28 protein-coding genes are annotated in these 25005 nt (G+C 67.6%); 9 read left to right on the top strand and 19 right to left on the bottom strand.

What is annotated here, in order from left to right:
- Positions 1-31 precede the first annotated feature (31 nt).
- Positions 32-424 (bottom strand): helix-turn-helix domain-containing protein, encoded by a 393-nt coding sequence (locus tag OOZ48_RS06825; RefSeq protein ID WP_269496741.1) that lies wholly within the window; start codon positions 422-424, stop codon positions 32-34.
- Between the two features lie 77 nt (positions 425-501).
- Here OOZ48_RS06825 and OOZ48_RS06820 point away from each other — a divergent pair, with 77 nt between their 5' ends.
- On the top strand, positions 502-1254 hold the full coding sequence (locus OOZ48_RS06820) for a helix-turn-helix domain-containing protein (protein WP_269496740.1): 753 nt from the start codon (positions 502-504) through the stop codon (positions 1252-1254).
- Here the strand turns inward: OOZ48_RS06820 and OOZ48_RS06815 are convergent.
- Positions 1251-2504 carry a D-amino acid dehydrogenase gene (locus tag OOZ48_RS06815; protein WP_269496738.1) on the bottom strand — a complete coding sequence of 418 codons (1254 nt, stop codon included), beginning with the start codon at positions 2502-2504 and terminating at the stop codon, positions 1251-1253. The two genes, OOZ48_RS06820 and OOZ48_RS06815, sit on opposite strands and share 4 nt — an antisense overlap.
- A 184-nt stretch (positions 2505-2688) precedes the next feature.
- Between OOZ48_RS06815 and OOZ48_RS06810 the strand changes: the two genes are divergently transcribed.
- Positions 2689-3177 (top strand): Lrp/AsnC ligand binding domain-containing protein, encoded by a 489-nt coding sequence (locus OOZ48_RS06810; RefSeq protein ID WP_269496737.1) that lies wholly within the window; start codon positions 2689-2691, stop codon positions 3175-3177.
- Here the strand turns inward: OOZ48_RS06810 and proB are convergent.
- From proB to OOZ48_RS06780, 6 genes are all read right to left on the bottom strand, one after another.
- Positions 3158-4318, bottom strand: a complete 1161-nt coding sequence (gene proB / locus OOZ48_RS06805; RefSeq protein ID WP_269496736.1) for a glutamate 5-kinase — start codon at positions 4316-4318, stop codon at positions 3158-3160. The genes OOZ48_RS06810 and proB overlap by 20 nt on opposite strands.
- Positions 4319-4506: 188 nt before the next feature.
- On the bottom strand, positions 4507-5595 hold the full coding sequence (gene obgE / locus OOZ48_RS06800) for a GTPase ObgE (RefSeq protein ID WP_269496735.1): 1089 nt from the start codon (positions 5593-5595) through the stop codon (positions 4507-4509).
- Between the two features lie 168 nt (positions 5596-5763).
- Positions 5764-6024, bottom strand: coding sequence for a 50S ribosomal protein L27 (gene rpmA / locus OOZ48_RS06795; RefSeq protein WP_269496734.1), 261 nt, complete (start codon positions 6022-6024; stop codon positions 5764-5766).
- A gap of 32 nt (positions 6025-6056) precedes the next feature.
- Positions 6057-6368, bottom strand: coding sequence for a 50S ribosomal protein L21 (rplU, locus tag OOZ48_RS06790; protein WP_269496733.1), 312 nt, complete (start codon positions 6366-6368; stop codon positions 6057-6059).
- A gap of 237 nt (positions 6369-6605) precedes the next feature.
- Positions 6606-7772 (bottom strand): ABC transporter substrate-binding protein, encoded by a 1167-nt coding sequence (locus tag OOZ48_RS06785; RefSeq protein ID WP_269496732.1) that lies wholly within the window; start codon positions 7770-7772, stop codon positions 6606-6608.
- Between the two features lie 84 nt (positions 7773-7856).
- A complete protein-coding gene (locus OOZ48_RS06780; protein WP_269496731.1) occupies positions 7857-8645 on the bottom strand; it encodes an enoyl-CoA hydratase-related protein in 789 nt (262 codons plus the stop codon).
- 125 nt (positions 8646-8770) lie between these two features.
- Between OOZ48_RS06780 and OOZ48_RS06775 the strand changes: the two genes are divergently transcribed.
- On the top strand, positions 8771-9727 hold the full coding sequence (locus OOZ48_RS06775) for a LysR family transcriptional regulator (protein WP_269496730.1): 957 nt from the start codon (positions 8771-8773) through the stop codon (positions 9725-9727).
- On the opposite strand, the gene argJ is transcribed toward OOZ48_RS06775, so the two are convergent.
- From argJ to OOZ48_RS06750, 5 genes are all read right to left on the bottom strand, one after another.
- Positions 9715-10941 (bottom strand): bifunctional glutamate N-acetyltransferase/amino-acid acetyltransferase ArgJ, encoded by a 1227-nt coding sequence (argJ, locus tag OOZ48_RS06770; protein WP_269496729.1) that lies wholly within the window; start codon positions 10939-10941, stop codon positions 9715-9717. The two genes, OOZ48_RS06775 and argJ, sit on opposite strands and share 13 nt — an antisense overlap.
- Positions 10942-11034: 93 nt before the next feature.
- Positions 11035-11520, bottom strand: a complete 486-nt coding sequence (locus OOZ48_RS06765; RefSeq protein ID WP_269496824.1) for a MarR family winged helix-turn-helix transcriptional regulator — start codon at positions 11518-11520, stop codon at positions 11035-11037.
- A 225-nt stretch (positions 11521-11745) separates the two neighbouring features.
- Positions 11746-13023, bottom strand: coding sequence for a glutamate-1-semialdehyde 2,1-aminomutase (hemL, locus tag OOZ48_RS06760; protein ID WP_269496728.1), 1278 nt, complete (start codon positions 13021-13023; stop codon positions 11746-11748).
- A gap of 40 nt (positions 13024-13063) precedes the next feature.
- Positions 13064-13711 (bottom strand): thiamine phosphate synthase, encoded by a 648-nt coding sequence (gene thiE / locus OOZ48_RS06755; RefSeq protein WP_332108258.1) that lies wholly within the window; start codon positions 13709-13711, stop codon positions 13064-13066.
- Positions 13708-14529 (bottom strand): bifunctional hydroxymethylpyrimidine kinase/phosphomethylpyrimidine kinase, encoded by an 822-nt coding sequence (locus OOZ48_RS06750; protein ID WP_269496727.1) that lies wholly within the window; start codon positions 14527-14529, stop codon positions 13708-13710. The genes thiE and OOZ48_RS06750 overlap by 4 nt, the downstream gene beginning before the upstream one ends.
- A gap of 151 nt (positions 14530-14680) precedes the next feature.
- On the opposite strand from OOZ48_RS06750, the gene OOZ48_RS06745 reads away from it, so the two are divergent.
- Genes OOZ48_RS06745 through OOZ48_RS06730 form a run of 4 tightly spaced genes read left to right on the top strand, consistent with a single transcriptional unit; the run spans position 14681 to position 16680 of the window.
- Positions 14681-14845: a rubredoxin gene (locus OOZ48_RS06745; RefSeq protein ID WP_269496726.1), complete on the top strand. Its 165-nt coding sequence runs from the start codon at positions 14681-14683 to the stop codon at positions 14843-14845.
- Positions 14846-14893: 48 nt separating this feature from the next.
- Complete coding sequence (locus OOZ48_RS06740) at positions 14894-15490, top strand: YqgE/AlgH family protein (protein ID WP_269496725.1); 597 nt, start codon at positions 14894-14896, stop codon at positions 15488-15490.
- Positions 15483-15893, top strand: a complete 411-nt coding sequence (gene ruvX / locus OOZ48_RS06735) for a Holliday junction resolvase RuvX (protein WP_269496724.1) — start codon at positions 15483-15485, stop codon at positions 15891-15893. The genes OOZ48_RS06740 and ruvX overlap by 8 nt, the downstream gene beginning before the upstream one ends.
- 43 nt (positions 15894-15936) lie before the next feature.
- Positions 15937-16680, top strand: a complete 744-nt coding sequence (locus OOZ48_RS06730; RefSeq protein WP_442867547.1) for a lysophospholipid acyltransferase family protein — start codon at positions 15937-15939, stop codon at positions 16678-16680.
- A gap of 21 nt (positions 16681-16701) precedes the next feature.
- Here OOZ48_RS06730 and OOZ48_RS06725 read toward each other — a convergent pair whose 3' ends face one another.
- The 6 genes from OOZ48_RS06725 to mpl form a co-directional block, all read right to left on the bottom strand.
- Positions 16702-17550, bottom strand: a complete 849-nt coding sequence (locus OOZ48_RS06725; protein WP_269496723.1) for a symmetrical bis(5'-nucleosyl)-tetraphosphatase — start codon at positions 17548-17550, stop codon at positions 16702-16704.
- Positions 17547-18722: an LPS export ABC transporter permease LptG gene (gene lptG / locus OOZ48_RS06720; RefSeq protein ID WP_269496820.1), complete on the bottom strand. Its 1176-nt coding sequence runs from the start codon at positions 18720-18722 to the stop codon at positions 17547-17549. The genes OOZ48_RS06725 and lptG overlap by 4 nt, the downstream gene beginning before the upstream one ends.
- Before the next feature lie 66 nt (positions 18723-18788).
- Positions 18789-19508: a monofunctional biosynthetic peptidoglycan transglycosylase gene (mtgA, locus tag OOZ48_RS06715; protein ID WP_269496722.1), complete on the bottom strand. Its 720-nt coding sequence runs from the start codon at positions 19506-19508 to the stop codon at positions 18789-18791.
- Positions 19505-20392 carry an energy transducer TonB gene (locus OOZ48_RS06710; RefSeq protein WP_269496721.1) on the bottom strand — a complete coding sequence of 296 codons (888 nt, stop codon included), beginning with the start codon at positions 20390-20392 and terminating at the stop codon, positions 19505-19507. Before OOZ48_RS06710 ends, mtgA begins: the two co-directional genes overlap by 4 nt.
- A gap of 7 nt (positions 20393-20399) precedes the next feature.
- Positions 20400-22280 (bottom strand): ribonuclease catalytic domain-containing protein, encoded by a 1881-nt coding sequence (locus OOZ48_RS06705; RefSeq protein ID WP_269496720.1) that lies wholly within the window; start codon positions 22278-22280, stop codon positions 20400-20402.
- A gap of 37 nt (positions 22281-22317) precedes the next feature.
- Entirely contained in the window at positions 22318-23697 is a 1380-nt protein-coding gene (mpl, locus tag OOZ48_RS06700; RefSeq protein ID WP_269496719.1) for a UDP-N-acetylmuramate:L-alanyl-gamma-D-glutamyl-meso-diaminopimelate ligase, read from the bottom strand.
- Between the two features lie 77 nt (positions 23698-23774).
- Here mpl and OOZ48_RS06695 point away from each other — a divergent pair, with 77 nt between their 5' ends.
- The gene (locus tag OOZ48_RS06695; protein ID WP_269496718.1) at positions 23775-24287 is read left to right on the top strand and encodes a TlpA family protein disulfide reductase; all 513 of its coding nucleotides are present in this window, start codon (positions 23775-23777) and stop codon (positions 24285-24287) included.
- Between the two features lie 269 nt (positions 24288-24556).
- Positions 24557-25003: an acetyl-CoA carboxylase biotin carboxyl carrier protein gene (gene accB / locus OOZ48_RS06690; protein ID WP_269496717.1), complete on the top strand. Its 447-nt coding sequence runs from the start codon at positions 24557-24559 to the stop codon at positions 25001-25003.
- The last annotated feature ends 2 nt before the right edge of the window (positions 25004-25005 follow it).

The raw sequence follows: 25005 nt of genomic DNA, 5'->3' as shown, positions 1-25005 counted from the left end.
TACCCCTGCGTGCTTGCGAGTATACGCTGCTCTAAGGGCGGAGTGCGCGGAAGGCACGCATCATGGTGCCGACGGTGTCCTCGATGGCCTGGCGTTCGGCGGCCGACAGCGCCCAGTACGCCTGCGGCCTGATGGCGGAAAACGGCCAGGCGTCGGCCGCGTCGCGCAAGGGGCGCGCAGCCGGCGCGGGCTCCATGGCGCCCGTCCCCATGCTCAGCCAGACAGGGTCGACCTGCAAGGCCTGCGCCAGGCGAAAGATTTTTTGCGTGGATTTTCGGCTGCCGTTCTCGTAGCTGGCGATGGCGCTTTGCGAGACACCGCTGGCACGCGCCAGGGCCGCCTGCGAGAGGCCCCGCATGCGACGGGCGAACAAGAGACGCTGGGCAAAGGTATCCACATCCGTGATTGGACGCGGAATGATCATTACATTGGTGTTTTAATGTATTACAGTCGGGATGATCATGGGGGTGTGACGCCGCCCGGCAGGCCAAGGGGGAGGGAATGCTGTTCCAACGCGAGGTGCTGGCATGGACGGGGCGCGCCGGGGCCGATGATCGGTTCGCGGCCCTGCGTGCGGCCGGTTTCGAGATTCAGGTGCTGGCCTCGGCCGGGGACGTGGCCGAGCGTGGCCGCCGTCGGGACGAGGGCGCCTTCACGCCGATCCTGCTGATGGCGGACGGTCCGCAGGCACACGCCGCCATCGGGTGGCTGCGCGCGCAATTGCCTCGGGCCTGCCTGGTGGCCTTGGCGCGCACCGCGCACGAGCACGAAAGCCTCGCGCTGCTGCGTCAGGGTGTGGACTGGATCTGCCGCCCCGACGAGTCGGCGGCCCTGGTGGGCGAAGTCCTCCTCGCCTTGTGGCGGCGCCACCTCGGTGAGGTGCCCGGCGCCGAGCCGCGCACCCATGATGGCTGGATCCTGCGCGGGTACGCCTGGACCCTCCAGGGGCCTTGCGGCGGACGGATCGGCCTGACGGCCGGAGAACGGGCCTTGCTGTCGGCCTTGTTCGAGGCGCCGGGCCTGGCGGCGGGCCGCGACGCATTGCGCGCCGCCCTCGACGGCGCCTACGACCGCGAGGCCGGTGCCCACCGGCCTGCGGGGCGGCTGGAGGTCGTGGTCAATCGCCTGCGGGTCAAGGGGCGGCGCGCGGGCCTGTCCATTCCGATCCGCGCGGTGCGCGGCCATGGCTATGTGTTCGGGCCGACGGCGGCGTCCGGGCAGGGACGCATGCCGTCCGACGCGGCGGCCCGCTAGCGGTAGCGGCTGACCGACAGATCGTCGCTGCGGATGGCGGTGGGCTGGCCGGACACCATGTCGGCGATCAGGCTGCCGCTGCCGCAAGCCATGGTCCAGCCCAGGGTGCCGTGTCCGGTGTTCAGGTATAGGTTGGACAAGGAGCCGCTGCGCCCGACGATGGGCGTGCTGTCGGGGGTCTTGGGCCGCAATCCGGTCCAGAACGAGACCTCGCCGGGGGTGTAGCTGCCCGGGAACAGGTCGTTGAGCACCATTTCGAGCGTGCGCTGCCGCCTGGGATCCAGCGAGGTGTCGTAGCCGACGACCTCGGCCATGCCGCCCACGCGGATGCGCTGCTCGAAACGCGTCAGCGCGATCTTGTAGGTCTCGTCGAGCAGGGTCGACACGGGTGCCCGATCCGGGTCGGATATCGCGACCGTGATCGAATAGCCCTTCATCGGGTAGACGGGCAGGGGCTCGATGCCGCGCAGCAGCGTGGGCGAGTACGCGCCCAGCGCCATGACGTAGGCATCGGCGGTGAGCAGGCCGCTGGCGCACTGGACGCCGTTGACCCGGCCGCCGGCGATATACAGGGACTGGATGGTTTCGCCATAGCGGAACTCGACGCCGAGTTCGCGCGCGAGCTCGGTCAGGCGGGTGGTGAACAGCTGGCAATCGCCGGTCTCATCCCCTGGCGTGCGCAGCCCGCCGACGAGTTTATGGCGCACGTGCTCGAGGGCGGGTTCGACCGTGGCCAGTTCGGAGGTCTCCAGCAGTTGATGCTCGATGCCCGCATCGCTGAGCGCCTTGACGTCGCGGGCGGCATCCTCCATCTGCCGGTGCGTGCGAAAGAGCTGCAGCGTGCCCTTGCGGCGTCCTTCGAACTGGATGCCGGTCTCGTCCTGCAATTGATGCAGGCAGTCCCGGCTGTAGCCCGACAGGCGCAGCATGCGTTCCTTGTTGGTGGCGTAGCGATCGGCCGTGCAGTTGCGCCACATCTGGAACATCCATTGCAACTGGAACAGGCTGCCGTCCGGACGGATGGTCAGCGGAGGATGTTGGGAGAACATCCACTTGATCGCCTTCAGGGGGATCCCGGGCGCGGCCCAGGGGGAGGAATAACCGAAGGAAATCTGGCCGGCATTGGCAAAGCTGGTTTCCAGCGCCGATGCCGATTCGCGGTCGATGACCGTGACCTCATGGCCTTGACGGGCGAGGTAATAGGCGCTCGTGACACCCACGACGCCGGCACCAAGAACCAGAACCTTCATGTATGATTCCTCAAAAGGTTAATTTTTTATGATGTTATTGGATATTCGTGGGTGATTTTTCATGAAAAAATAACTTTTCCATGAAAAAACATCAATAGACGCTCGTGGCACGGGCGCGCATAGGACAAATTGCTGGCGGGTGCACATCGCACGCCCATCCGGCGGCATCGAAGGAGGCGCCATCATGCGGATGCAACGGGACTCCGTCTATACATTGGATAAGCTCGACCGGCGCATCCTGGATTTGCTGCAGCAAAACGGCCGGATGTCGATGACCGAGCTGGCCGACACCGTCGGCCTGACCGTGACGCCGTGCATCGAACGCGTGCGCCGCCTCGAGCGCGACGGCGTCATTACAGGCTATCACGCGCGGATCAACCCGTCAGCCCTGGACGCCGGGCTGCTGGTGTTCGTCGAGATTTCCATGTCCAGCAAGTCCGAGCGCACCTTCGAGGAATTCCGGCGCGAGGTGCTGTGCGTGCCGCAGGTCCTCGAGTGCCATCTGGTGTCGGGCGACTTCGACTACATGGTCAAGGCGCGCATCAAGGAAATCAGCCAGTATCGCAACCTGCTTGGCGACATCCTGCTGCGCCTGCCCGGCGTCACTCAGACCAAGAGCTGCGTGGTGATGGAGGAGGTCAAGGAAACGCAGTTCATTCCGGCGCAGAAGTAGGCTGCCGCCGCGCGAACACCATGTTGTCCCGGTGCATGAGCTCCTGGTCGGACACGTGCCCGAGGATATCCAGGATGCGCGAACTGGGCTGGCGCATGATGCGCGCCGTATCGGCGGCGGAATAATTGATCAGGCCGCGGCCGCATTCCACACCGTGCTCGTCCACGCAGGCCACCACGTCGCCGCGCTCGAAATCCCCCTCGACCTTGATGACGCCGATCGCCAGCAGGCTCTTGTGGCCCTGAGTCAGTGCCCGCACCGCGCCGGCGTCCAGGGTCACGCGGCCTCGCAGGCGCAAATGATTGGCCAGCCAGCGCTGGCGCGCCGAGCGCACCGGCAGCACGGCGCGCAGTTCGGTGCCGATGGCCTCGCCCGAGGTCAGGCGGCGCAGGACGTCCGGCGTGCGGCCCGAGGCGATGATCGTATGTCCGCCGCTGTTGGCCGCGCGCCGCGCCGCCAACACCTTGGTCAGCATGCCGCCCGTGCCGATCGCGCTGCCCGAGCCGCCCGCCATGGCCTCGAGCGCCGGATCGCCCGCCTGACCGTGGTGGATGAAGGTCGCATCGGGATGCTTGCGCGGATCGGCGCTGTAGAGGCCGGGCTGGTCCGTGAGGATGATCAGGACGTCGGCCTCGATCAAGTTGGTGACCAGCGCCCCCAGGGTGTCGTTGTCGCCGACGCGGATCTCGTCGGTGACCACGGTGTCGTTCTCGTTGACGATCGGCACCACGCCCAGGGCCAACAGGGTGTACAGCGTGCTGCGCGCATTCAGGTAGCGGCGCCGGTCGGCCAGGTCTTCGTGCGTCAGCAGGATCTGCGCGGTCCGGATGCCGTGGCGGGCGAAAGCCGCCTCGTAGGCCTGCACCAGACCCATCTGGCCCACCGCGGCGGCGGCCTGCAGTTCGTACATGGCGCTGGGGCGGCGGGGCCAGCCCAGGCGCGCCATGCCTTCGGCGATGGCGCCGCTGGACACCAGCGCCACCTGGCGGCCCTGGGCGTGCAGGCCCGCGATCTGTTCGGCCCATTGGGCGACCGCCTGCAGATCGATGCCGCGGCCCTCGTTGGTCACGAGGGAGGATCCGACCTTGAGGACGAGCTTGCGCGCATCGCGCGCGACCGAGGGGGTGGACGTGCTGGTCATGGCGGCCTTAGGGCCTGTTCACACTAATCAAGGAGATCGCGTTCAGACCCAACCCTGCGGGAAGCCATGAAAAATCCGCCTGCCCTGCGTTGCCTGTCTTGCGCGTATGGACATACGCGCTGCGCCAAGCGCCTTGTTCAGCCAGATTTTTCATGGCTTCGCGACTCCTTGATTAGTGTGAACAGGCCCTAGCCGGGTTGGCGGGGATTGAGGTCCGGGTGATCGTCGAAGCGCGGGTCGGTGTCGGCCGGCGCCGCTGGACGCTGATCGTCGAGCCAGGTCTGCAGGGCGCGCATCAGCGCCTGGGTGCCCTCGCCGGTGAGGGCGGAAATACCGTACACGGGCCCGGTCCAGGCGAGGTCCTCGACGATCCGGGCCTGCACGGCGGCAGGATCCTCGACCATGTCGAGCTTGTTCAGGACCAGCCAGCGTGGCTTGGCATACAGGTCCGGGCTGTAGCGCTCGAGCTCGCGCAGGATGGCGCGCGCGTCCTCGGCCGCCTGGGCGCAGGCGTCGACCTCGGGATCGGGCGAATACACGTCCAGGATGTGCAGCAGCACGCGCGTGCGGCTGAGGTGGCGCAGGAACAGGTGGCCCAGGCCCGCGCCCTCGGAGGCCCCTTCGATCAGGCCGGGGATGTCGGCGATGACGAAGCTGTGCTCGGCTGAATTGCGCACCACGCCCAGATTGGGATGCAGGGTGGTGAAGGGGTAGTCGGCGATTTTCGGCCGCGCATTCGAGACCTTGCTGATGAGCGTGGACTTGCCGGCGTTGGGCATGCCCAGCAGGCCCACGTCCGCCAGGACCTTGAGTTCGAGGCGCAGCCGGCGCTGCTCGCCTTCCTGGCCCGGCGTGAATTGGCGCGGCGCGCGGTTGGTGCTGGACTTGAAATGGAGATTGCCCAGTCCGCCCGCGCCCCCGGCGGCCAGCGTGATGCGCTGGCCGTGCTCGTCCAGATCGTAGAGCTGCTCGCCGGTGTCGGCATCGAATATCGTGGTGCCGACCGGCATGCGCAGGACGATGTCGGGGGCGCCGGCGCCGTACTGATCCGAGCCCCGGCCGTTTTCGCCATTGCGGGCGCGATGCAGCCGCGCGTAGCGGTAGTCGATCAGGGTATTGATGTTGCGGTCGGCCACGGCCTGGATGCTGCCGCCCCGGCCGCCGTCGCCGCCGTCGGGCCCGCCCTTGGGAATGAATTTTTCGCGGCGAAAGCTCGCCACGCCATTGCCGCCCTTGCCAGCAATGACTTCGATGGTGGCTTCGTCTACGAATTTCATGATGAGGAATCCCGACCCCGCGGTCCCGCGATGGGTGTCGCCTATTCTAAACCAAAAGAAGAAAGCCCCGCCGCGAGGGCGGGGCTTTCGCCGCCGGTCGCCCGCTGTCGTTCGGGGCGAGCCGGATTCGCCGGTTGCGGCGGTCCTTCGAACCGCCGCGATTCGGCCTTATTCCACAGCCGTGACCGATACGGTGCGCTTGTTCAGCGCGCCCTTGACGGCGAACTGGACAGTGCCGTCCACCAGCGAGAACAGCGTGTGGTCCTTGCCGATGCCGACGTTGACGCCCGGATGGAACTGGGTGCCGCGCTGGCGGACGATGATGCCGCCGGCGGAAATCTGCTGGCCGCCGTAGACCTTGACGCCGAGGCGCTTCGATTCGGAATCGCGGCCGTTGCGGGTCGAGCCGCCGCCCTTTTTGTGTGCCATGAGTAGCTCTCCTGTGTGCCGTGGGTCCGTGATCAGGCCGAGACGGCGTCGATGCGGATCTCGGTGTAGTTCTGGCGATGGCCCTGGTGCTTCTGGTAGTGCTTGCGCCGGCGCATCTTGAAGATCCGGATCTTGTCGTGACGGCCTTGTGCAAGAACGGTCGCGCGAACCGTGGCGCCGTCGACGAAGGGCGTGCCGATTTTCAGCGCATCGCCTTCGCCGACCGACAACACCTGGTCAAGCGAGATTTCTTGCCCAATGTCAGCCGGTATCTGTTCGATCTTGAGTTTCTGGCCGGCGCAAACGCGATATTGCTTGCCGCCGGTTTTTATGACCGCGTACATGGGGGTTTCCTGTGAAAATGGTCCCGGATCGGAAACGCCGAAACGGGACTGCCAAAATAGCCCGGCGCATGAAACATGCTATCGGGCGAAGCCTTGTATTTTACGCAGAAATGTGTTTGGGAATCAAGTGCCTGTGGCGATCCTTGCCTGTGGCGATCCGGGTGGACGGCGACGCCTGCGTGCTCTCGATGTCCTTCGGTCCCGGCGTGGGCGCCGGGACCGGACAGGCGGCGCCCTTTATTTTTTCGACAGCGGCGGCAGGGTCCCGACGACCTTCTGTTGGCCGTCTACTACTTCCACTAGGAAGCTCTCGCGGTCCAGATCGCCCTTGTCGTCCACGGTGACGTCCATCAGCATGCCCGGGTAGTCCTTGACCGAAATATGGATGCCATGCAGGGTCTTGGCAACCAGTTCGCGGTCGAACTTGCCAGCCTTGTCAATGCCCGCCTTGAGCATGTAGACACCAGTGTAGCCCTTGAGAGCATTGTGGTCAGAGGTGTAGCCGTAGGCGTCGTGAAAGGCCTTTGCGTAGCGCTGCATTTCGGGCGAGGGTGCGTCTGCAGTCAGGCCGACGTGGGCGACCACCCCGTTAGCGGCCTCACCCGCCAGCTCGATCACCTTTTGGTTGACCAGGGTCGTTTCGCCGATGATCGGCTTGTCCCAGCCCTGCTTTTTCAGTTCGCGCAGCAGGCGTGCCGATTCCTCTTCGTGGAGGTAGGCAAAGATCGCATCGGCGTTGCTTTGCTTGGCCTTGAGCACGGCCGAGCTGAAGTCCACCTGGCCCACGGCGGTGGAAATGTCCGCCGCGACCTTGACGTGGGTGCTCTTGAGTGCCTCGATGATGGCGTCGCGCCCGCCCTTGCCAAAGTCGTTGTTCACGAAAATGACGGCGAGGTTGTTCACGTCCTTGCGGCCGTCCAGGTAGCGCGCGACCTTGGGCATGGCGTCGGCCTGAGTCAAGCTGGTGCGAAAGACGTAGGGGTTGCCTTGCTGTGTGATGGCCGCGGCCTCGCCGCCGATGAAGTTGGGCACCTTGGCGGCTTCGGTCGTGTGCATGCTGACCATGATGGCGCCCGAGTATACGGGGCCGAGGACGGCGAAGGCGTCGTCATCGATGGCCTTCTGGGCCAGGGCCTTGGAGATGCCCGGGTTGGTCTGAGTGTCGGCCGAGGTCGTAACGATCTGGCGACCCAGGATGCCGCCGGCCGCGTTGATTTCCTTGATGGCGAGGTCGGCGCCGTTCTTGAAGTTGGTGCCGACCGTCGCGCCGTTGCCGGTGAGTTCGACGATTTGCGCCACTTTCACCGTTTCGGCGGCGTGTGCAGAAAAACCGAAACTGGTGACGGTGAGGCCGATCGCCGTGGCAATGGCGAGGCGTTTGGTCAATGCAATTGGCTTGCGCATGTAATTTGTCTCCATGTACGTCGGGTGGGGATTGACGCCGCTTGTGGGGCGGCTTTCTGGATGTCGGACGGCTGGGCCGGAGGCTTAGGAGCCCGTCCAATTCGGTTTGCGCTTTTCGGCGAAGGCCTTGGGGCCTTCGATGGCATCCTGGCTCGCCAGCATCTGCTGCAGGATGGGGTAGTTCTCGTGCATGACGGCCGACAGGTCGGCCTGCTCCAGGCTTTGCAGCATGACCTGCTTGGAGGCCATGACCGCGAGCGGGGCGCAGGCGAGAATCTCCTCGGCGAGTTCACGGGCCCGTGCCAGCGCCTGGCCGGCGGGCACCACTTCGTTGATCAGGCCGATCCGCGCAGCCTCTTGAGCCGAGATGGGCGTGCCGGTGAGCACCAGGGCCATGGCGTGTTTCATGGCGATTTGCCGTGGCAGGCGCTGCAGTGTACCGCCGCCCGAGGCGGCCAGGCCCACGCGCGTCTCAGGCAGGCCGAAGCGCGCGTGCTCGGACGCCACCGCGATGTCGCAGCCGCCCAGCATTTCTACGCCGCCGCCCAGGCACAGGCCGTTGACGGCGCCGATCACCGGCTTCCAGAGGTCGAAGCGATGGGTCATGCCGGCAAAACCGGTTTTCGGCTTGTTCGCCAGACCCGTCTCTGCAAGGAATTTCAGGTCGGTGCCCACGCAAAAAGCCCGGTCGCCGCTGCCGGTGACGATGGCCACGCGCAGCGAGTCGTCCGCAGCGTAGCAGTCGAAGGCGTCGGACATCTCCTGGTGGCCTTGAGGGTGCAGCGCATTTAGCACCTCGGGGCGGTTGATGGTGATGGTCACGACCGGGCCGTCGACCTCGTATCGGCAATGCTGGAAATGTTTGGGATTCATGGCTGTGCTCGTCTGACGCGGTGGGCCCGTCGCTGCGGGTCTTGGACACAAGATAGGGCGGCGGGCCACGTATTGTCCATATAATGAAACCAATCTGATCCATTTGTTTTTTCAATGATGTCGCCGTGAGCCCGTCCGCCGCCCCGATAGACTTCAAGCTGCTGCGTTTGTTCGATCTGCTCTATACGACGAACAGCGTGACGCGCTGCGCCGACCTTTTGGGCCAAAGCCAGCCCACCGTCAGTATCGGCCTGGCCCGCCTGCGCGCGCTCTTCAACGATCCGCTGTTCGTGCGCACGCCTGAGGGCATGCTGCCCACGCCGCGCGCCGACGAACTCATCGTCACGTGCCGCGAGGCGCTGGAGGTGCTGCGCCGGCTGGCCGATGCGCAGGCCGAGTTCACGCCGCAGACGGCAGAGCGGACGTTCCGGATTTGCATGACCGACGCCAGCCACGCCGTGATCGTGCCCCGGCTGTTCTCCCGGATTGCGGCCGTCGCCCCCGGTATACGGCTCGAGGCCGTCCGGATCGACGGCTCGACGGCCGAGATGCTGCGCTCGGGCCAGGCCGACCTGGCGTTCGGCTTCGTGCCCGAGCTGGAGCCCGGCTTTTACCAGCAGGTGCTGTACTCCCAGGACTGGGTCTGCCTGGCGGGCAGGGACCATCCGCCGGCGGGCGACGCGCTGAGCCTCGAGGACTATCGGAATCTGCCCCACGTCGGGCTGGCGGCGCCGGCCGGACATTTCTTTTCGCTCGACGGCCTGCTGGAGCGCGCCGGGGTCCGGCGCCGGATCCCGCTGCAGGTGCCCGGGTTCCTGGGCCTGGGCTCGATCGTGGCGAGCACCGGACTGCTGGCGACCCTGCCGCGCGACATCGGCGAGGCGCTGGCGGCCGCGGTCGGCCTGAGGCTGCTGGAGTGCCCGGTGCCGATTCCCTCATTCGACGTCAAGCTGCATTGGCACACCCGCTATCACCACGATCCGGGCAATGCCTGGCTGCGCCGGCTGTGTGCCGAGATCTTCCAGCGCCCGGGGCCGGTCGGTGTGCCGTGGGCGGCAAGCGGCGGCGATCAGGAACGATAGTCCGCGTTGATGCTGACGTAGTCGTGCGAGAAGTCGCAGGTGTAGACAGTGTCGGCGATCCGGCCGCGCCCCAGGGATACCCGGACCAGGATCTCGGCCTCGCGCATGATCCGTTGCCCGTCCTCCTCGCGGTAATCGGGATCCCGGCCGCCGTCGCGGGCGACCAGTACGTCGCCCAGCCAGAGGCGGATGCGGCCCACGTCCAGGTCGTCGATTCCGGCATAGCCGATGGCCGCCAGGATGCGGCCCAGGTTCGGGTCCGAGGCATAGAAGGCGGTCTTGACCAGGGGCGAATGGGCGATGGCATAGGCCACCCGCAGGGCCTCGTCGGTCGTGGCCGCGTCCTCGACGCGGATGGTCATGAACTTGGTCGCGCCCTCGGCGTCGCGCACGATCTTCTGGGCCAGGTCGCGGGCGGCGTCCGTCAGGGCCTGGGCGAGCGGTGCGTAACGCGGGTCGTCGGCCGATTCGATGTGTACGCCGCTGGCGCCGGTGGCGATGACGATGAAGGAATCGTTGGTCGAGGTGTCGCCGTCGACCGTGATGCGGTTGAAGGACTGGTCGGCGATGCTGCGCACCAGGGGCTGCAGCAGGGCCGGTGCGAGACCGGCGTCGGTGGCCAGGAACCCCAGCATGGTGGCCATGTTGGGGCGGATCATGCCGGCGCCCTTGCTGATCCCGGTGACGGCGACCGGGGTGTCGCCCAACACGATGCGCGCGGAATGGATCTTGGGTTGGGTGTCGGTCGTCATGATGCTGTGCGCCGCCTCGAACCAATGGTCGTCGGCCGCGTCGGTGATGGCCGCGGGCAGTGCCTGGACGATGCGGTCGACAGGCAGGGGCTCGAGGATGACGCCGGTGGAAAACGGCAGAATCTGTTCGGCGCGCAGGCCCAGGTGGGTCGCCAGGGCGTTGCAGGTCTGTTGCGCGGCGCGCAGCCCGGGCTCGCCGGTGCCCGCATTGGCGTTGCCGGTGTTGATGACCAGCGCGCGGATGCCGGGGCCCGCGGCCAGGTGGGCCTCGCAGACCTGCACGGGGGCCGCGCGAAAACGATTTTTGGTAAAGACCCCGGCCACCGTGGCGCCTTCGGCAAGCAGCAGCACGGTCAGGTCGCGGCGGCCGGCCTTGCGGACGCCGGCCGCCGCGGTGCCGATCCGGACGCCGGAGACGGGGTGGATGGCGTCGCGCGCCGGGATATGCAGGTTGATGGCCATGACGTGGATTGGGGTCAAAAAAACGAACCCCCATTCTATCGAGTTTGGGGGTTCGCCGGGGGGACTACGTCGCGGCCGATTGGCCGCCAGGCCCTATTGCACGGGCAGGCGGCTGTGGGTCGCGAGTTTGAGCTCGCCCAGCAGGTCGAACAGCGTCGCGCGCGCCTGCTGGGGCAGGCCGCTGAGCAGCGATTCGATCCAGGCCTCATGGGCGCGCTGCATCTTGCGCTGATAGCGCCGCCCCTTGAGCGTCAGCCGGATCAGCGAACTGCGCCGATCGGTGGCGTCCTTGAGGCGTTCGACCAGGCCGTCCTTTTCGAGCTGGTCGGTGATGCCGGTGATGTTGCCGTTGGTCACCATCATCTGGCGCGAGAGTTCGCTCATTTTCAGGCCCTTGGGGGCATGGGTGAGCTGCGACATGAGATCGAAGCGCGGCAGGGTGGTCCTGAATTCGCTGCGCAGGCGGCTGCGCAGCTCGTTTTCGATCAGATTGCAGCAACTGAGCATCCGCAGCCACAGGCGGGTATCCTCGGGCTCGTGGCCGGTGATGCGGGTTTCGAGATCGGGGGCCTGCGGCATCACGGCCTGGTGCTGGACCGCGGCGTATTGTGTGTAGTCGGTCATGACGGAACCTCCGGGCCGAGACGGCCGATGCGGGACATGGGGGGAGCCTACCGGACCAGTGTAGGCAGGCGCCCGTCCGCTGTCTTTGTCCTGCATCAATAAATTTGAAGTTCAGATTATTTAGACCCCCGTATTCCAGGCCTCCGGCAGGGTTTTCCGCAGGCGTCCCGACCGAGGCACCTACAGCGACGCGAACACGCGCTCCGCGGCATCGAGGGTCGCCTCGATCACGGCCTGGTCGTGCGCCGCCGAGACGAAGCCCGCCTCGAATGCCGAGGGCGCGAAGTGCACGCCGGCCTGGAGCATGCCATGGAAGAAGCGCGAGAACGCCTGCGTGTCGCTGGCCGACACCTCGGCCAGGCTGGTGGGCGGCGTGTCGCGGAAATAGAGGCCGAACATGCCGCCTTGCCAGTCGCCGGAAAAGGCCACGCCATGCGCGCGGGCGCGCTCGACCAGGCCTTGGACCAGGCTGCCGGTGCGGTCTTGCAGGGTGTCGTAGAAGGCAGGCTCGCGCAGCCGGCGCAGGGTAACAAGCCCCGCGGCCACCGCCACGGGATTGCCCGACAGGGTCCCCGCCTGGTAGACCGGTCCCAGCGGGGCGATTTTCTGCATGATCTCGGCGCGGCCGCCGAAGGCGCCCACCGGCATGCCGCCGCCGATGATCTTGGCCAGGGTCGTCATGTCGGGCGTCACCCCGCACAGGCCCTGCATGCCGCCGGGGCCGACGCGCAGGCCCGTCATCACCTCGTCGAAGATCAGCACCGCGCCGTGGCGCGTGCACAATTCGCGCAGGGTTTCGAGGAAACCCGGCGCCGGACGCACCATGTTCATATTGCCGGCGATCGGCTCGACGATGACGCAGGCGATGTCCTCGGGGTACTCGCGAAAGGCCGCCTCGACCGCATCGCTGCGGTTGTAGTCCAGCACCAGCGTGTGGCTGACAAATTCCGCCGGCACGCCCGCCGAGGTCGGATTGCCGAACGTGAGCATGCCCGAGCCGGCCTTGACCAGCAGGCTGTCCGCATGGCCGTGATAGCAGCCTTCGAACTTGATGATCTTGTTGCGGCCGGTGTGGCCGCGCGCCAGGCGGATGGCCGACATGGTCGCCTCGGTGCCGGAGCTGACCAGGCGCACCTGCTCGATCGAGGGAAAACAGGCGATGATGGCCTCGGCCATTTCGATTTCCGCCTCGGTGGGCGCGCCGAATGACAATCCGCCCACCGCCGCGGCCTGCACGGCCTGGACGACCTCGGGATCGGCGTGGCCGAGGATCGCCGGGCCCCACGAGCCGATGTAGTCGATGTAGCGCGTGCCCTCGGCGTCCCACAGATAGGGGCCCTGGGCGCGCTGGATGAAGGGCGGCGTGCCGCCGACGGAGCGGAAGGCCCGCACGGGTGAGTTGACGCCGCCGGGAATGGCGCGGCAGGCCCGGTCGAAGAGTTCCGAATTGCGTGACATGGTCTGGATCCGTATAGGGGTGAATGAAGAAACAGGGGGCTTAGCTGCCGCGGGCAAACAATGCCGTGCAGCGCGCCGCCGCCAAGCGGATGTCCGGGGCCTCGAATACGGCGCTGATCACCGCGATGCAATCGGCGCCCGCCTCGATGACGGGCGCGGCGTTGTCGGGGGTGATGCCGCCGATGGCGACCACTGCGGGGCGGGGGTCGTGGGCCGCCGCGAGGCGGCTGCCCTCGCGGATATGGTCCAGGGTGGCGCGCACGGCGCCGGGCTTGACCCGCGAGGGATAGAGTGCGCCGAAGGCCACGTAGTCCACGTCCTCGGTCAGGCGGCGGGCGGCCAGGCCGGGCTGGTCGTAGCACGAGCAGCCGATGATCTTGTCCGACCCCAGGGCCATCCGGGCCTGGGCGATCGTGCCGTCGTCGCGGCCCAGGTGTGCGCCGTCGGCGTCGACGTCGGCCGCAAGGCGCCAGTCATCGTTGACGATCAGCAGCAGCCCGAGCTCGAGGCTGAGCTGTCTGAGGGCCAGCAGCTGCGCCCGCAGATCGGCGGGCCGGCCGTGTTTGCGGCGCCACTGCAGGGCCGCCATGCCGCCGGCGTGCGCCTGCTCGACCGCAGCCAGCATGCGGTCCGTATCCGCCCAATCGGGGGTGATGCCATAGAGGCCGCGGGGAAAGCGGATGCTCATGATTCCAGCCCGCCGGCGTGCAGCAGCATGCGCTGGCCCATGCCGGGATGAAAGTTGCGCTCCAGCATGGCGGCGCCCCGGGCGACCGCCTCGCGGATGGCCTCGGCGGGTTCCTGGCCGCGGGCCAGCAGCGCGGCCGTGAGGGTGGCCAGCATGCCTTCGGCATCGCCCCGGCGCACATGGGTGTTGGGCCAGGGCCAGCGTTGGCCGGGCTGGTCATGGATGTGCAGCGCCAGGCCGTCCAGGCCGGCGCTGAGCGCGGTGTTGCAGCACAATACGTAGGGCACGCCGAATTCGTGCAAGGCGGCGACGGGGTCGTCGGCGCGCGAGGAGGACAGCAGGCCTTGGGTCCCCCATTGCTCGAGCAGGCCGCGATCGGCGATCACCACGCGCGCCTGCGGCACCAGCAGTTCCAGCAAGGCGCCCACCGTTTCCTCGGGATCGAGGTCGTCGAGGTCGGCGACCTCGGGCGGCGCGCACAGCTGCAGGACCAGCGGCAGGTTGCTGTAGTCGGCGACGATCTGGGTCAGCATGCTGATGGTCTCGAGGTCGTACAGGGGACCGATCTTGATCGCGCCCACGGCCATGTCCTCGAGCAGGCAGCGGGCCTGGTCGTCGATCAGGTCGGCGCCCAGGCGCTGGATGGATTCGATGCCCGCCGAGTCCTGGATGTGGATGGCGGTTGCCACCGACAGGGCATGCGAGCCCATCCGGGCGCAGATGACCGCGTCTATGGGGAGGCTTCCGGCCCCGCTGGGGTCGAATGGTCCGACAATGAGGGGCAGGGGCGCGTGCAGGGACGGATCGGCTTGGGCCATGGCGGGCTGGAACGAGAGCGCCGGCGGCCGTGCCGCCGGCTTGTGTAATATGACCCCATTCTAATCGAATGGACACCCGGCCCGGCCCAGGGGCGGGCCGGGCGCCGCCGTCGGCGGGCCGGGATCGATAGCAATAGTGTAAGGGAATCGGATGCGTACCTGGATGTGCCTGATCTGTGGGTGGATTTACGACGAGGCTGCGGGCTTTCCCGAGGACGGGATCCCCCCGGGCACGCGCTGGGAGGACGTGCCGCCCAATTGGGTCTGCCCCGAATGCGGCGCACGCAAGGAGGATTTCGAGTTGATCGAGATCTGAATCTGATAACCTAGAGCTTGGACATCAGGTCCGCGAAAGGGGACAGCCATGGCATCTTCCAAGCATCCACCCGAGACCAGCCCCCGCATTGATCTATCCCGGCAGTTCCTGCTGGCCATGCCCGGCAGGGTATCCGGCGAGCTCGCCAATACCGTCATCTATGTGTGCGAACACACCGAGCACGGCGCGCTGGGTCTGGTGATCAATCGGCCCACGGATCTGACCGTCGGCGACCTGCTGCAGCGCATCGACCTCAATCTTTCCCTCGAGATCGGCCCGGTCGGCCATGCACCCGTATTTTTCGGCGGTCCGGTCCAGACCGATCGCGGCTTCGTGCTGCATGTGCCGCAAGGCACCTATAACTCCAGCATCGCCCTGGGCGAGGACGTGGCGCTGACGACTTCGCGCGACGTCCTGCAGGACGTCGCGGCCGGCTGCGGGCCGGCGCGCATCCTGGTGACGCTGGGGTATGCAGGCTGGGGTTCGGGCCAGCTCGAGGACGAGCTCGCCCGCAACGCCTGGCTCAACGTGTTGGCCAACAACGACATACTGTTCGATACGCCGGCCGAGGACCGCTACGACGCGGCGCTCGCCCAGCTCGGCATCCGCTCGTCCATGCTGGCTCCCGATGCCGGCCATGCCTGAGGAAACCCTGCTGGCCTTCGACTACGGCACGCGCAAGATCGGTGTCGCGCTGGGCAACACCCTGACCGGCCAGGCCAGGCCCTTGCGCATCCTCACGCCCGTCACGCGCGAGCAGCGTTTCTCCCAGGTGGCCGCCCTGCTCGACGAGTGGCGGCCGGACCGCGTGATCGTCGGCCTGCCGCTGACGCTCGACGGTGGCGAACAGCCGGCCTCGCGCCTGGCTCGCCGGTTCGCCAATCAGCTCCAGGGACGTTTCGGGGTCGTCGTCGAACTCGTCGACGAACGCGGCTCCAGCCTGGAGGCCCAGCAGATCCTGGGCACCCACGCCGCCGACGATGCCGTGGCGGCCTGTGTGATCCTGCAGCGCTACCTGGACGCGCGGATACCGGCTGCACGGGTATGATGTGCGGCGTGCCCGGGTGGCCGGGCGTCCTCCAGGAGTGCCCGTGGCGCTGATCCTGTTCCCCGTGCGCGCCTTGCTGACGATCTGCTGGATTGTGGCCGGCCTGCTGACCGAACTGCTGGCTTTCCCCTTGATGGAATTTCGTGGGCGGCAGCGCCTCATCCAAGGCTGGTCGCGGATCCTGCTGCGCCTGTGCGGCGTGCGGATGCAGTGCCAGGGTCAGCCTATTGTGCGCGGTCCGGTGCTCTGGGTCGCCAATCATGTTTCATGGCTCGATATTTTCGTCATCGATGCGGTGCGGCCCACCTCATTCATCGCCAAGAGCGACATTCGCCGCTGGCCGGTGATCGGCCTGCTGGTTGCCTGGGCCGGGACTTTGTTCATCGATCGCCGCCAGCGCCACGCCGTGCGCGAGGCGGGCCGGCAGATGCGGGACCGCTTTCAGCGAGGCGATGCCGTGGGCCTGTTTCCCGAGGGCACCACATCCGACGGCCTGGACGTGCGGCCGTTCCATGCCGGCCTGTTCGAGGCGGCCCTGCAGGCCGGCGTCCCGGTCCAGCCGATCGCCTTGAGGTTCCTGCAGCACGGGCGGCGGACGGGGCGCTTCGCCTTTGTGGGCGAGCAGACGCTGGTCGCCAACCTCTGGGTGCTGCTGGGTGCCCGCGGCGTGGCGGTCGAGGTCGAATTCCTGCCGCCGCTGGCCGCCGATGCCGGGGACGGCGGCCGGGCCGAGCTTGCGCGCCGCACGCACCAGGCGATCGCCCACGCGGTGCGCGTGCGGGACTAGCGGCAAAGGCCGTCCGGCCCCCTAACGGCACAGTGTGCAGGACTGCTGCACGCAATGGCGGTCGCCCAGGCGCAGCGCCGTGAGCGCGCGGCCCCAGACACAGCCGGTGTCCAGGCAGATCCGGTGTTCGTCGATGTGCAGGCCCAGCGTGGACCAATGCCCAAAGACGATGGTTTCACCGTCGGCGCGCGGATCGCGCAGGGTGAACCAAGGCCGCAGTTCGCTGTCCTGGTCCGGTGGACCCTTGTGGTGGAAGTCCATGGCGCCGTCGGGCGTGCACATCCGCATGCGCGTCAAGGCGTTGACGATGACGCGCATGCGATCGGGACCTTGCAGCGCATCGTCCCACTGCCGGGGTTCCTCGCCGTACATGTCGGCCATCGCCGCGCGCCAGTCGGGGCCGCGCAGCGCCGTCTCGATTTCGCCCGCCAGGCGCTGGGCCTGGTCGAGGGTCCAGGCCGGCAGGATGCCGGCATGGACCATGAGGTGGCCGTGCGCGCGTATCATCAGCGGCCGGTGGCGCAGCCAATCGATGAGCGCGTCGGCGTCGGGCGCCTCGAGGATGTCGTGGAAAGTGTCGGATTTTCCGGGCCGGCGCACCCCCGCCGCCACCGCCAGCAGGTGCAGGTCGTGGTTGCCCAGAATCGACCGGGCCCTGTCGCCAAGCGACATGATCAGGCGCAGTGCGCCCAGCGAGTCAGGGCCCCGGTTGACCAGGTCGCCCGCGAACCAATAGCGGGCGTCGGGCGCGGACAACTCGGGCAGGGCGAGCAGCGCGCGCAGCGCCTGCGCGCAGCCTTGCACGTCGCCGATGACCCAGGTCGATCCCGCGGACGATGGTGTGTCCATCGGGTCGCTCGTGGCGTTCATGGCGCCCCTGCAGCCGCGCGGTGGCGCTGGATGAATCCAGCCACCGCATGGCGGTGTTCCGAGGCGGCGATGGCCGCCAGGGCCAGCCCGAGGCTGGCGAGGTTGGGGACCAGCGCGGTCGCCCAGGGGGGCCAGTCGCCCAGCATGCCGGCATTGAGGGCCAGCTGGTTGAGCATGAAGAACCCCACACCCAGAATGATGCCCGCAAAGACCTTGGGGCCGACGCCGCCGCGGCGCGTCTGCATGAAACCGATAGGCGCCGCGATGGTGATCATGACCAGCAGCGTGAAGGGATAGGCGACCTTGCGCCACAGCGCGATCACTTGGCGGTCGGTCTGCAGGTGGTTCTTTTGCAGATAGCCGATGTAGTCGACGAGGTCCGCGATGGACATGCGCTCCGGTGTCAAGACGCGGGCGATCAGACGTTCGGGGGTGAGCGAGGTGTCGATGGAGCGTTCGGGGCGGTGCGTGACGCTGGCCAGCGGCTTGACGCGCGTGCGGGCGTCGGCCAGCGCCTCGGTGGAGCGTGGGTCGATGTGGGTTTCGGTGACCTCGCGCAGGACCAGGGCGCCGTTGCTGAACTCGCCCGATTCGGCCTCGATCATGGCGCGCAGGGCCTGGCCTTCGCCCAGTTCATACAGGATGACGCCCTCGACCGAACCCTTGCCCGTCAGCTGGCGGATGTTGATGATGCGGGTGATGCCCTGGTCGTCGGATTCCTTGAACCAGTAGCCGCTTTCGAGGCGGCCGCCGTCGGCGCGCCCCAGCAGCGCCAGGCGGGATTCGCTGCCGCGCAGTTCGGCCGCCGGCGTGATGAATTCGGACAGCACGAAGGCCCCCAGCACCAGCGGGATGGTGATGACCCATAGCGCGCCCAGCAGTTTCATGCCGCTGACGCCGGCGCAGCGCAGGATGGTCAGTTCGTTGCGCTGGGCCAGGCCGGCGAGCGCCAGGACCGCGCCGATCAGCAAGCCGATGGGCAGCAGTTCGTAGAGGTGCGTGGGCAGGTTGAGGAGCTGGAGGTAGAACAGGTTCAGCAGGGTCAGGCGGGTGCCGACCTTGTCCAGGCCTTCGATCAGCGCAAAGAAGATGAACAGGCCCACCAGCGCCAGCAGCACCACGGCGGTGGAGCGATAGATTTCACGGGCGAGGTATCGGCGGGCCGTGCGCATGGGCGATCGGATGGCGGGGTTGCGAAACATTCAATAGTACCGCGAACCGGTCCGTGGCACGGCCGCTCAGGGGATGTCGACCTGCCGCATCCGTGCCTGGATCGTGGCGGCGCGCCCGCGCAGATAAGAGGTGACGCCACGGGCGTCGTAGTAGGCCGGGTTGGGCAGCATGGCGGCCAGCCGCGCAGCCTGCGCGTTCGAGAGGCGGCCGGCATCGGTGCGGTAGTAATGCCGCGCGGCGGCCTGGGCGCCGAAGACATTGCCGCCCCATTGGGCGACGTTCAGGTAGATTTCGAGGATGCGGGCTTTGCTCATCACCGCCTCGATCATGTAGGTGAGGACGAGTTCCTGGCCCTTGCGCAGATAGCTGCGCTCGTTCGACAGGAACAGGTTCTTGGCGACCTGCTGGGTGATGGTCGATCCGCCTCGGCGCCGGTCCCGCCCCAGGTCCGCCTGCCGCTGGTTGTATTTCCAGGCTTTGCGGATGGCGTCCCATTCGACGCCGTCGTGTTCGGTGAAGCCGGTATCCTCCGAGGCCACGACCGCGCGCTTCAGGCTCGTGGCGATCTGCGCGTAGGGCGTCCATTGCACCTCCAGCGTCGCGTCGGGATTCTCGGCCCGCAGTGCCCTCAGCGTCTGGTGCATGACGCGGGTGATGCCCGGATCGCGGAAATTGAACCAGACGACCATGGCGAACAGGCCGAGCTGGTACAGCAGCAGGGCCAGCATTCCGGCCAGGAAGACGCCCAGCATCAGGCGTCGGATGGGGCGGCGGGCGCGACTCATGGGCTGTCCGTATCCAGCCGGTCGTGGGTGAAATGCCAGGTGCGGGTGATGACCAGGCTGTCGGCTTTCGCGGCAAGGGCGGCGGGCAGCGGCTCGAAAGGCGCGGCCAGTTCGACGATGCGCCGCGCGGCGCTGTTGAGTACCGGATGGGTCGAGGGGCGGTCGATCTCGAGGCGCTCGAGGCTGCCGTCGCTGCGGATGGTGACCGTCAATTGGAGGCTGCCGTAGATCCTGCCGCGCGCCTCGGGCGGGTAGTGCTCGGTGCCGATGAGCTCGATGTGCTTGCGCCAGGCTTCGACGTATTGGGCGTAGTCCACGGCTTGTGTGGAGGGTGCCGCATAGATGCGCCGAGGCTGCGCGTTGTAGCGCTCGATGCGGGCCTTGAGGGCGGCGATCCGCGCATTGAGCACCAGGCTGTCCTGTTCCAGGGCCTCGTCGCCGGGGTCCTGGGGGTTGCCCGGCAGTTCGGACGGGCGATGCGGCGGCGCCACATGGTCGAGGGCCTCCAGGCGTGTCAGCAGCGACTGTTGCTCGGCCTCCAGCTCGGCCTGTCGGCGCTGCATGGCCTCGAGGACGACCTCGTCGGCGGATTGGTCCGTGGTGCGGGGCAGGGGCGTGGCGGCCAGGCCGGCCGCTTGTTCGCCGCCGCCGTCCAAGGATTGCTGGGCAAGCGCCCTGGGCTGGATGGGCTCGGTGTCGCTGTGCGCATTCACCAGGGTGACTTCGAGGGTGGACTCGACGGGCGGCGGCGCGGGCGGCGCGCCGAAGCGCCAGGCGAGCAGTGCGCCGTGCAGGCAGGCCGACACCGCCAGCGCCGCAAGCAGCCGGCCCATGCCCTCGCGCGGGACGTGCAGCAGTTGCAGGGCGAGCGTGCCGGTGCCCATGGCGCGCCTATGCGGCCTCGCGCAGCCGGCAGTCGATGTCCAGCGCCAGTTCGTCGTAGCCGAGGATGTCGAGGGTGACTTCGTGGCCGCGCTCCAGCTCCGGCAGGCCGTTGATGCGCGTCACGAAGGGCGCGCAGGCCAGGCGCACGAGGTTCTCGCGCAGGACGTTGGCCCGGACTTCGCGCAGGCCCTGCTGCTGCAGCCAGCGTATGCACCAGTAGCGCTCCATGGAGGCCTGGAATTCGGCCCACAGCGCGTACTGGGCATCGAAGGCGCCGATGATGGCGTACAGGTCGGCGTCCTTTGGCCGGAACGGCGCGGCCAGCCGCGCCGAGACGCCGTGCTCGGCCGCGGCGATGATCTGGCCCTGGTTGACCAGGTCGACGTAGCGGCGCAGGGGCGAGGTGGACCAGATGTATTGCGGCACGGCAATGGCTTCGTGCGGCAAGGCCTGCGTCGACATGCGCACGCGTCCGCCCTGCTGGGAGCGGTAGATCCCGGGCACGCCGTGCTGGGCCAGCATGCCGCCCCACAGGCTGTTGGCGAGGATCATGTATTCGGATACCAGGCGGTCCAGAGGCGCGTTGCGCCGGCGCGGAATCAGCCGCACGATCGAGGACGGGTCGTCGGCCGGCCCCTCGATCTCGAAGCTGTATTCGATGCGGTCGTTGTTCTCGGCCTTGCCGCGCACCTCGTCGCGGCGCGCGCACAAGCGCTGCGAGAACTGCCACAAGGGCCGCAGCCAGTGGCCGTGGGGCAGCGGCGCCGCGGGATCGTTCAAGGCATCCTCGGTGACGAGGGCGTCGAGCTGGTCGTGGCGCAGGTTGCCCGCGACCCGGATCCGTTCGAGGCGGGTGTCGGTCGCCAGGACCTCGCCCGTATCGCGCCGGGCGGTGACATACAGCGACAAGGCCGGCCGCCACTGGCCCTCGTCCAGCGAAAAGGCGGCGATGAGCTCGGCCGGCAGCATGGGGATCTTCTGGCCGGGCATGTAGACGGTGGACATGCGGCTGCGCGCCATGTCGTCGAATGCGCTGCCGCGCGTCACCGCCAGGGCGGGGACGGCGATGTGGATGCCCACGCGGATAGTGTGCTCGTCGGGCAGCGCGACCGACAGCGCGTCGTCGATCTCGATCGTATGCGAGTCGTCCACGGAGTAGGCCTCGACGTCCGCTTCCGGCAGATCGGCGCCATAGGGGCCGACCTCGACGGGCGGCCAGTCGGTGCCTTTGGGGAAGTGCTGCGACAGGAAGCGGTGCCGCAGCAGGGCCAGCGTGTGAGGCCAGACGCCCAGCGACAGCAACAGCCTCTCGGGTGTGGTGCCCAAGTGTTGCACGGCGGCGTCGAACGCCTTCCATTCGGAGGAATTCTTGTCGGGACGGTCGAGGAATCCGTGTGCGACCGCGCGCAAGGCGTCGGGCAGTTCGCCGGCCACCAGCGCATCGGTCCATTGCTGCTGGAGTTCGGCTTGTCGGCGCTTTTTCTCGATGGCGGCGAGAGCGGCCTGGAGGATGTCGGGCGGCGCGGGCCGGTAGAGGCCGCGCCCGCGCCGGTGGAAATAGGCGGGCGCCGCACCCAGCGCCATGATCAGCGCGGTCTTCTCGACCGCGTTGGGCGGATGGCCAAAATACTCCTCGGCGAGCGCGGCCGCCTCGAATTCCTCCTGGGGCGCGCATTCCCACAGGAAGTCGGCATCCAGTTCGCCGGCCAGCGCCTGGGCCTGTTCCAGCAGTGTTTCGGGCGCCGGCTGCTCGAATTCGAACAGCACCGTGTTGCGCTTGACCTTGCTGCGCTTGCCGGTGGCCGATTCGACCTGCAGCGAGGCGTCGGTTTGGGAAAGAATGGTTTCGGCTTTCAGTTTGCCGCTGTCTTCGTATAGAACGTGCATGATGGATGGGTCGGGTGGTGGGGCCGGCCGCGGGCGCTCAGGGCGCGCCGCCCGCCAGCGCGTCCAGCAGTTTGCGATGGATGCCGCCGAAGCTGCCGTTGCTCATGACCAGGACATGGTCCCCGGGGCGCGCCGCAGTGCGCACTGCGTCGACCAGGGCGTCCAGGTCCGCGCCCGTCCAGGCGCGCGCGCCCAGGGGCGCCAGGATCTCGGCGGGATTCCAGCCCAGGGCGTGCCGGCCGTCGATCGCCCCGTGGCAGAATACCAGGTCGGCCTGCTTGAGGGATTCGGGCAGGCGTGTGGCCATGGCGCCCAGTTTCATCGTATTCGAGCGCGGTTCGATCACGGCGAGAATCCGGGCGTCGGGGCCGACACGCCGGCGCAGCCCCTCGAGGGTGGCCGCGATGGCGCTGGGATGGTGCGCGAAATCATCGTAGACGTGCACGCCGCGCGCCGTGCCCCGATGCTCCAGGCGGCGGCGCACGCCCTGGAACGCGCAAAGCGCCCGCAGGCCGTCCTCGGGCGCGATGCCGGCGTGATGGGCGGCCGCGAGGGCCGCGAGCGCATTGGACTGGTTGTGCGCGCCGCTCAGCTGCCAGTCCAGCACGCCGACGTCGCGGCCCTGATGGCGCACGAGGCAGCGTCCGGCGTGCGCGCCATCGGCATCCGCCTGCCATTCGCCCTGCGCGCCGAAGGTCTCCACCGGCGTCCAGCAGCCGCGCGCCAGCACGCGGTCCAGTGCCGGGTCGTCGGCCGGCCGGATGATCCGCCCGCCCGCCGGTATGGTGCGGACCAGGTGGTGGAATTGGGTTTCGATCGCGCCCAGGTCGGGGAAGATGTCGGCGTGGTCGTACTCGAGATTGTTGAGGATGGCCGTGCGCGGCCGGTAGTGCACGAATTTCGAGCGCTTGTCGAAGAACGCGGTGTCGTACTCGTCGGCCTCGATGATGACATGCGCCGCCGCCGCATCGAAGCGCGCCGAGACCTCCAGGTCGGGCGCCACGCCGCCGATCAGGAAGCTGGCCGGGCGCCCCGCATGCTGGAATATCCAGGCCAGCATCGAACTGGTGGTGGTCTTGCCGTGGGTGCCGGCCACCGCCAGCACGTGCCGGCCGGGCAGGATGTGGTCCGCCAGCCATTGCGGCCCCGAGGTGTAGGGCAGGCCGCGGTCGAGGATGGCTTCCATCAGAGGGTTGCCTCGCGAGACGACGTTGCCCACGATGTACAGGTCGGCGCCCAGGGCGAGCTGTCCGGCCTCGAAGCCTTCGACCAGTTCGATGCCCTGTTCGCGCAATTGCGTGCTCATGGGTGGGTAGACGCCGGCGTCGCAACCCGTGACCACGTGGCCGGCCGAGCGCGCGATCAGCGCCAGGCCCCCCATGAACGTGCCGCAGATCCCCAGTATGTGTATATGCATCGCGATCCTCCGGCCTGTATTGTAGGGCCCAATGCTATGATGGACGGCATGGTGACGAGTTTTGTCAGGTGGATGGCGTGATCGGCAGGCGCGAATTCCTGCACCGGGCGGGCGGCCTCGTCCTGGGGCTTGGGGCGGCTGCGGCCGGCGTGCGCGCGGCGGCGGCGTCGGTCCTGCCTGTGGACCCGTTTTTCGGCCGCTCTTTCCAAGGCATGGACGGCGAGGCCTTCGAGCTGTCGTCGCTGGTGGGGCGGCCGGTGCTGGCCAATTTCTGGGCCAGCTGGTGCCCGCCCTGCGTGCGCGAGATGCCCGACCTGGACGCCCTGCATCGCGATCATCCCGATGTGGCGTTCCTGGGACTGGCGATCGACACCCGGGCCAATGTGGAACGCTTCATGCAAAAGGTGCAGGTCTCGTATCCGATCCTGCTCACCGGCACCCAGGGCATCCCCCTGATGCGCGAGTTGGGCAACAAGGGCGGCGGCCTGCCGTTCACGGCTCTGTTCGATGCGCGGGGCCGTCCGGCCGGCGTGGTTCTGGGCGAGGTGGATCCGGCCGACATTCGCCGCCGGCTCAGCCAGATACTTTAAGTTTCAAATCTTTGGCCTTTTCCGGCTGGCGCGCGCTTTTCATGGACAAATCGATGGTTTTAGCGTAAAAAGACGCTTTGCCGGGGTGCTCAATCCACCCCGTCGGGGCGGCCGCGTAGGCCTCGCCCTGCCTGCAGGCATACTTGCGGCCGTCGCTCTACCCCGTCCTTGGTCCGGGAGGCAGATCGACGGCGCATTCGTCTGTATCGTGCGAAATTCGGACATGTGGTGGCCGCGCCCAATGCGCGGCGACGTTTATGGGAAAGTATATGGATCTTAGAAAACTCAAGACACTGATCGATTTGGTCGCCGATTCGGGCATCGCCGAACTCGAGATCACCGAAGGCGAAGGCAAGGTCAGGATCGTCAAGTTTTCCCAGGCGCAGCAGCCCGTCGCCTATGCGCCCGCGCCCGCTCCGGCGCCGGTCGCTGCGGCCGCGGCTGAATCGCCCGCCGCGCCGGCCGCGGCCCCCGCCGTCCAGGGCCACCAGGTCAAGGCGCCGATGGTGGGCACTTTCTACCGTGCGCCCAATCCCAACTCGGCCCCCTTCGTCGAGGTCGGCCAGGCCGTCAAGGAAGGCGAGCCCCTGTGCATCATCGAGGCCATGAAGCTCTTGAACGAGATCGAGGCCGACAAATCCGGCGTCATCAAGGAAATCCTCGTCGAAAACGGCGAGCCGGTCGAATACGGGCAACCGCTGTTTGTGATCGGTTGAAC

Origin of the sequence: Castellaniella sp. S9 (genome assembly GCF_027257175.1) — a bacterium.
In the GTDB taxonomy this organism is placed as follows: Bacteria; Pseudomonadota; Gammaproteobacteria; order Burkholderiales; family Burkholderiaceae_B; genus Castellaniella.
Note: the sequence above shows the minus strand (reverse complement) of the source record. Positions and strands in the feature narration are given on the sequence as shown.

Excerpts from the sequence above, each read along its gene's own strand:
- OOZ48_RS06825 (WP_269496741.1), bottom strand. The coding sequence starts at position 424 with ATGATCATTCCGCGTCCAATCACGGATGTGGATACCTTTGCCCAGCGT.
- OOZ48_RS06820 (WP_269496740.1), top strand. The coding sequence starts at position 502 with ATGCTGTTCCAACGCGAGGTGCTGGCATGGACGGGGCGCGCCGGGGCC.
- OOZ48_RS06815 (WP_269496738.1), bottom strand. The coding sequence starts at position 2,504 with ATGAAGGTTCTGGTTCTTGGTGCCGGCGTCGTGGGTGTCACGAGCGCC.
- OOZ48_RS06810 (WP_269496737.1), top strand. The coding sequence starts at position 2,689 with ATGCGGATGCAACGGGACTCCGTCTATACATTGGATAAGCTCGACCGG.
- proB (WP_269496736.1), bottom strand. The coding sequence starts at position 4,318 with ATGACCAGCACGTCCACCCCCTCGGTCGCGCGCGATGCGCGCAAGCTC.
- obgE (WP_269496735.1), bottom strand. The coding sequence starts at position 5,595 with ATGAAATTCGTAGACGAAGCCACCATCGAAGTCATTGCTGGCAAGGGC.
- rpmA (WP_269496734.1), bottom strand. The coding sequence starts at position 6,024 with ATGGCACACAAAAAGGGCGGCGGCTCGACCCGCAACGGCCGCGATTCC.
- rplU (WP_269496733.1), bottom strand. The coding sequence starts at position 6,368 with ATGTACGCGGTCATAAAAACCGGCGGCAAGCAATATCGCGTTTGCGCC.
- OOZ48_RS06785 (WP_269496732.1), bottom strand. The coding sequence starts at position 7,772 with ATGCGCAAGCCAATTGCATTGACCAAACGCCTCGCCATTGCCACGGCG.
- OOZ48_RS06780 (WP_269496731.1), bottom strand. The coding sequence starts at position 8,645 with ATGAATCCCAAACATTTCCAGCATTGCCGATACGAGGTCGACGGCCCG.
- argJ (WP_269496729.1), bottom strand. The coding sequence starts at position 10,941 with ATGGCCATCAACCTGCATATCCCGGCGCGCGACGCCATCCACCCCGTC.
- OOZ48_RS06765 (WP_269496824.1), bottom strand. The coding sequence starts at position 11,520 with ATGCCGCAGGCCCCCGATCTCGAAACCCGCATCACCGGCCACGAGCCC.
- hemL (WP_269496728.1), bottom strand. The coding sequence starts at position 13,023 with ATGTCACGCAATTCGGAACTCTTCGACCGGGCCTGCCGCGCCATTCCC.
- thiE (WP_332108258.1), bottom strand. The coding sequence starts at position 13,711 with ATGAGCATCCGCTTTCCCCGCGGCCTCTATGGCATCACCCCCGATTGG.
- OOZ48_RS06750 (WP_269496727.1), bottom strand. The coding sequence starts at position 14,529 with ATGGCCCAAGCCGATCCGTCCCTGCACGCGCCCCTGCCCCTCATTGTC.
- OOZ48_RS06745 (WP_269496726.1), top strand. The coding sequence starts at position 14,681 with ATGCGTACCTGGATGTGCCTGATCTGTGGGTGGATTTACGACGAGGCT.
- OOZ48_RS06740 (WP_269496725.1), top strand. The coding sequence starts at position 14,894 with ATGGCATCTTCCAAGCATCCACCCGAGACCAGCCCCCGCATTGATCTA.
- ruvX (WP_269496724.1), top strand. The coding sequence starts at position 15,483 with ATGCCTGAGGAAACCCTGCTGGCCTTCGACTACGGCACGCGCAAGATC.
- OOZ48_RS06725 (WP_269496723.1), bottom strand. The coding sequence starts at position 17,550 with ATGAACGCCACGAGCGACCCGATGGACACACCATCGTCCGCGGGATCG.
- lptG (WP_269496820.1), bottom strand. The coding sequence starts at position 18,722 with ATGCGCACGGCCCGCCGATACCTCGCCCGTGAAATCTATCGCTCCACC.
- mtgA (WP_269496722.1), bottom strand. The coding sequence starts at position 19,508 with ATGAGTCGCGCCCGCCGCCCCATCCGACGCCTGATGCTGGGCGTCTTC.
- OOZ48_RS06710 (WP_269496721.1), bottom strand. The coding sequence starts at position 20,392 with ATGGGCACCGGCACGCTCGCCCTGCAACTGCTGCACGTCCCGCGCGAG.
- OOZ48_RS06705 (WP_269496720.1), bottom strand. The coding sequence starts at position 22,280 with ATGCACGTTCTATACGAAGACAGCGGCAAACTGAAAGCCGAAACCATT.
- mpl (WP_269496719.1), bottom strand. The coding sequence starts at position 23,697 with ATGCATATACACATACTGGGGATCTGCGGCACGTTCATGGGGGGCCTG.
- accB (WP_269496717.1), top strand. The coding sequence starts at position 24,557 with ATGGATCTTAGAAAACTCAAGACACTGATCGATTTGGTCGCCGATTCG.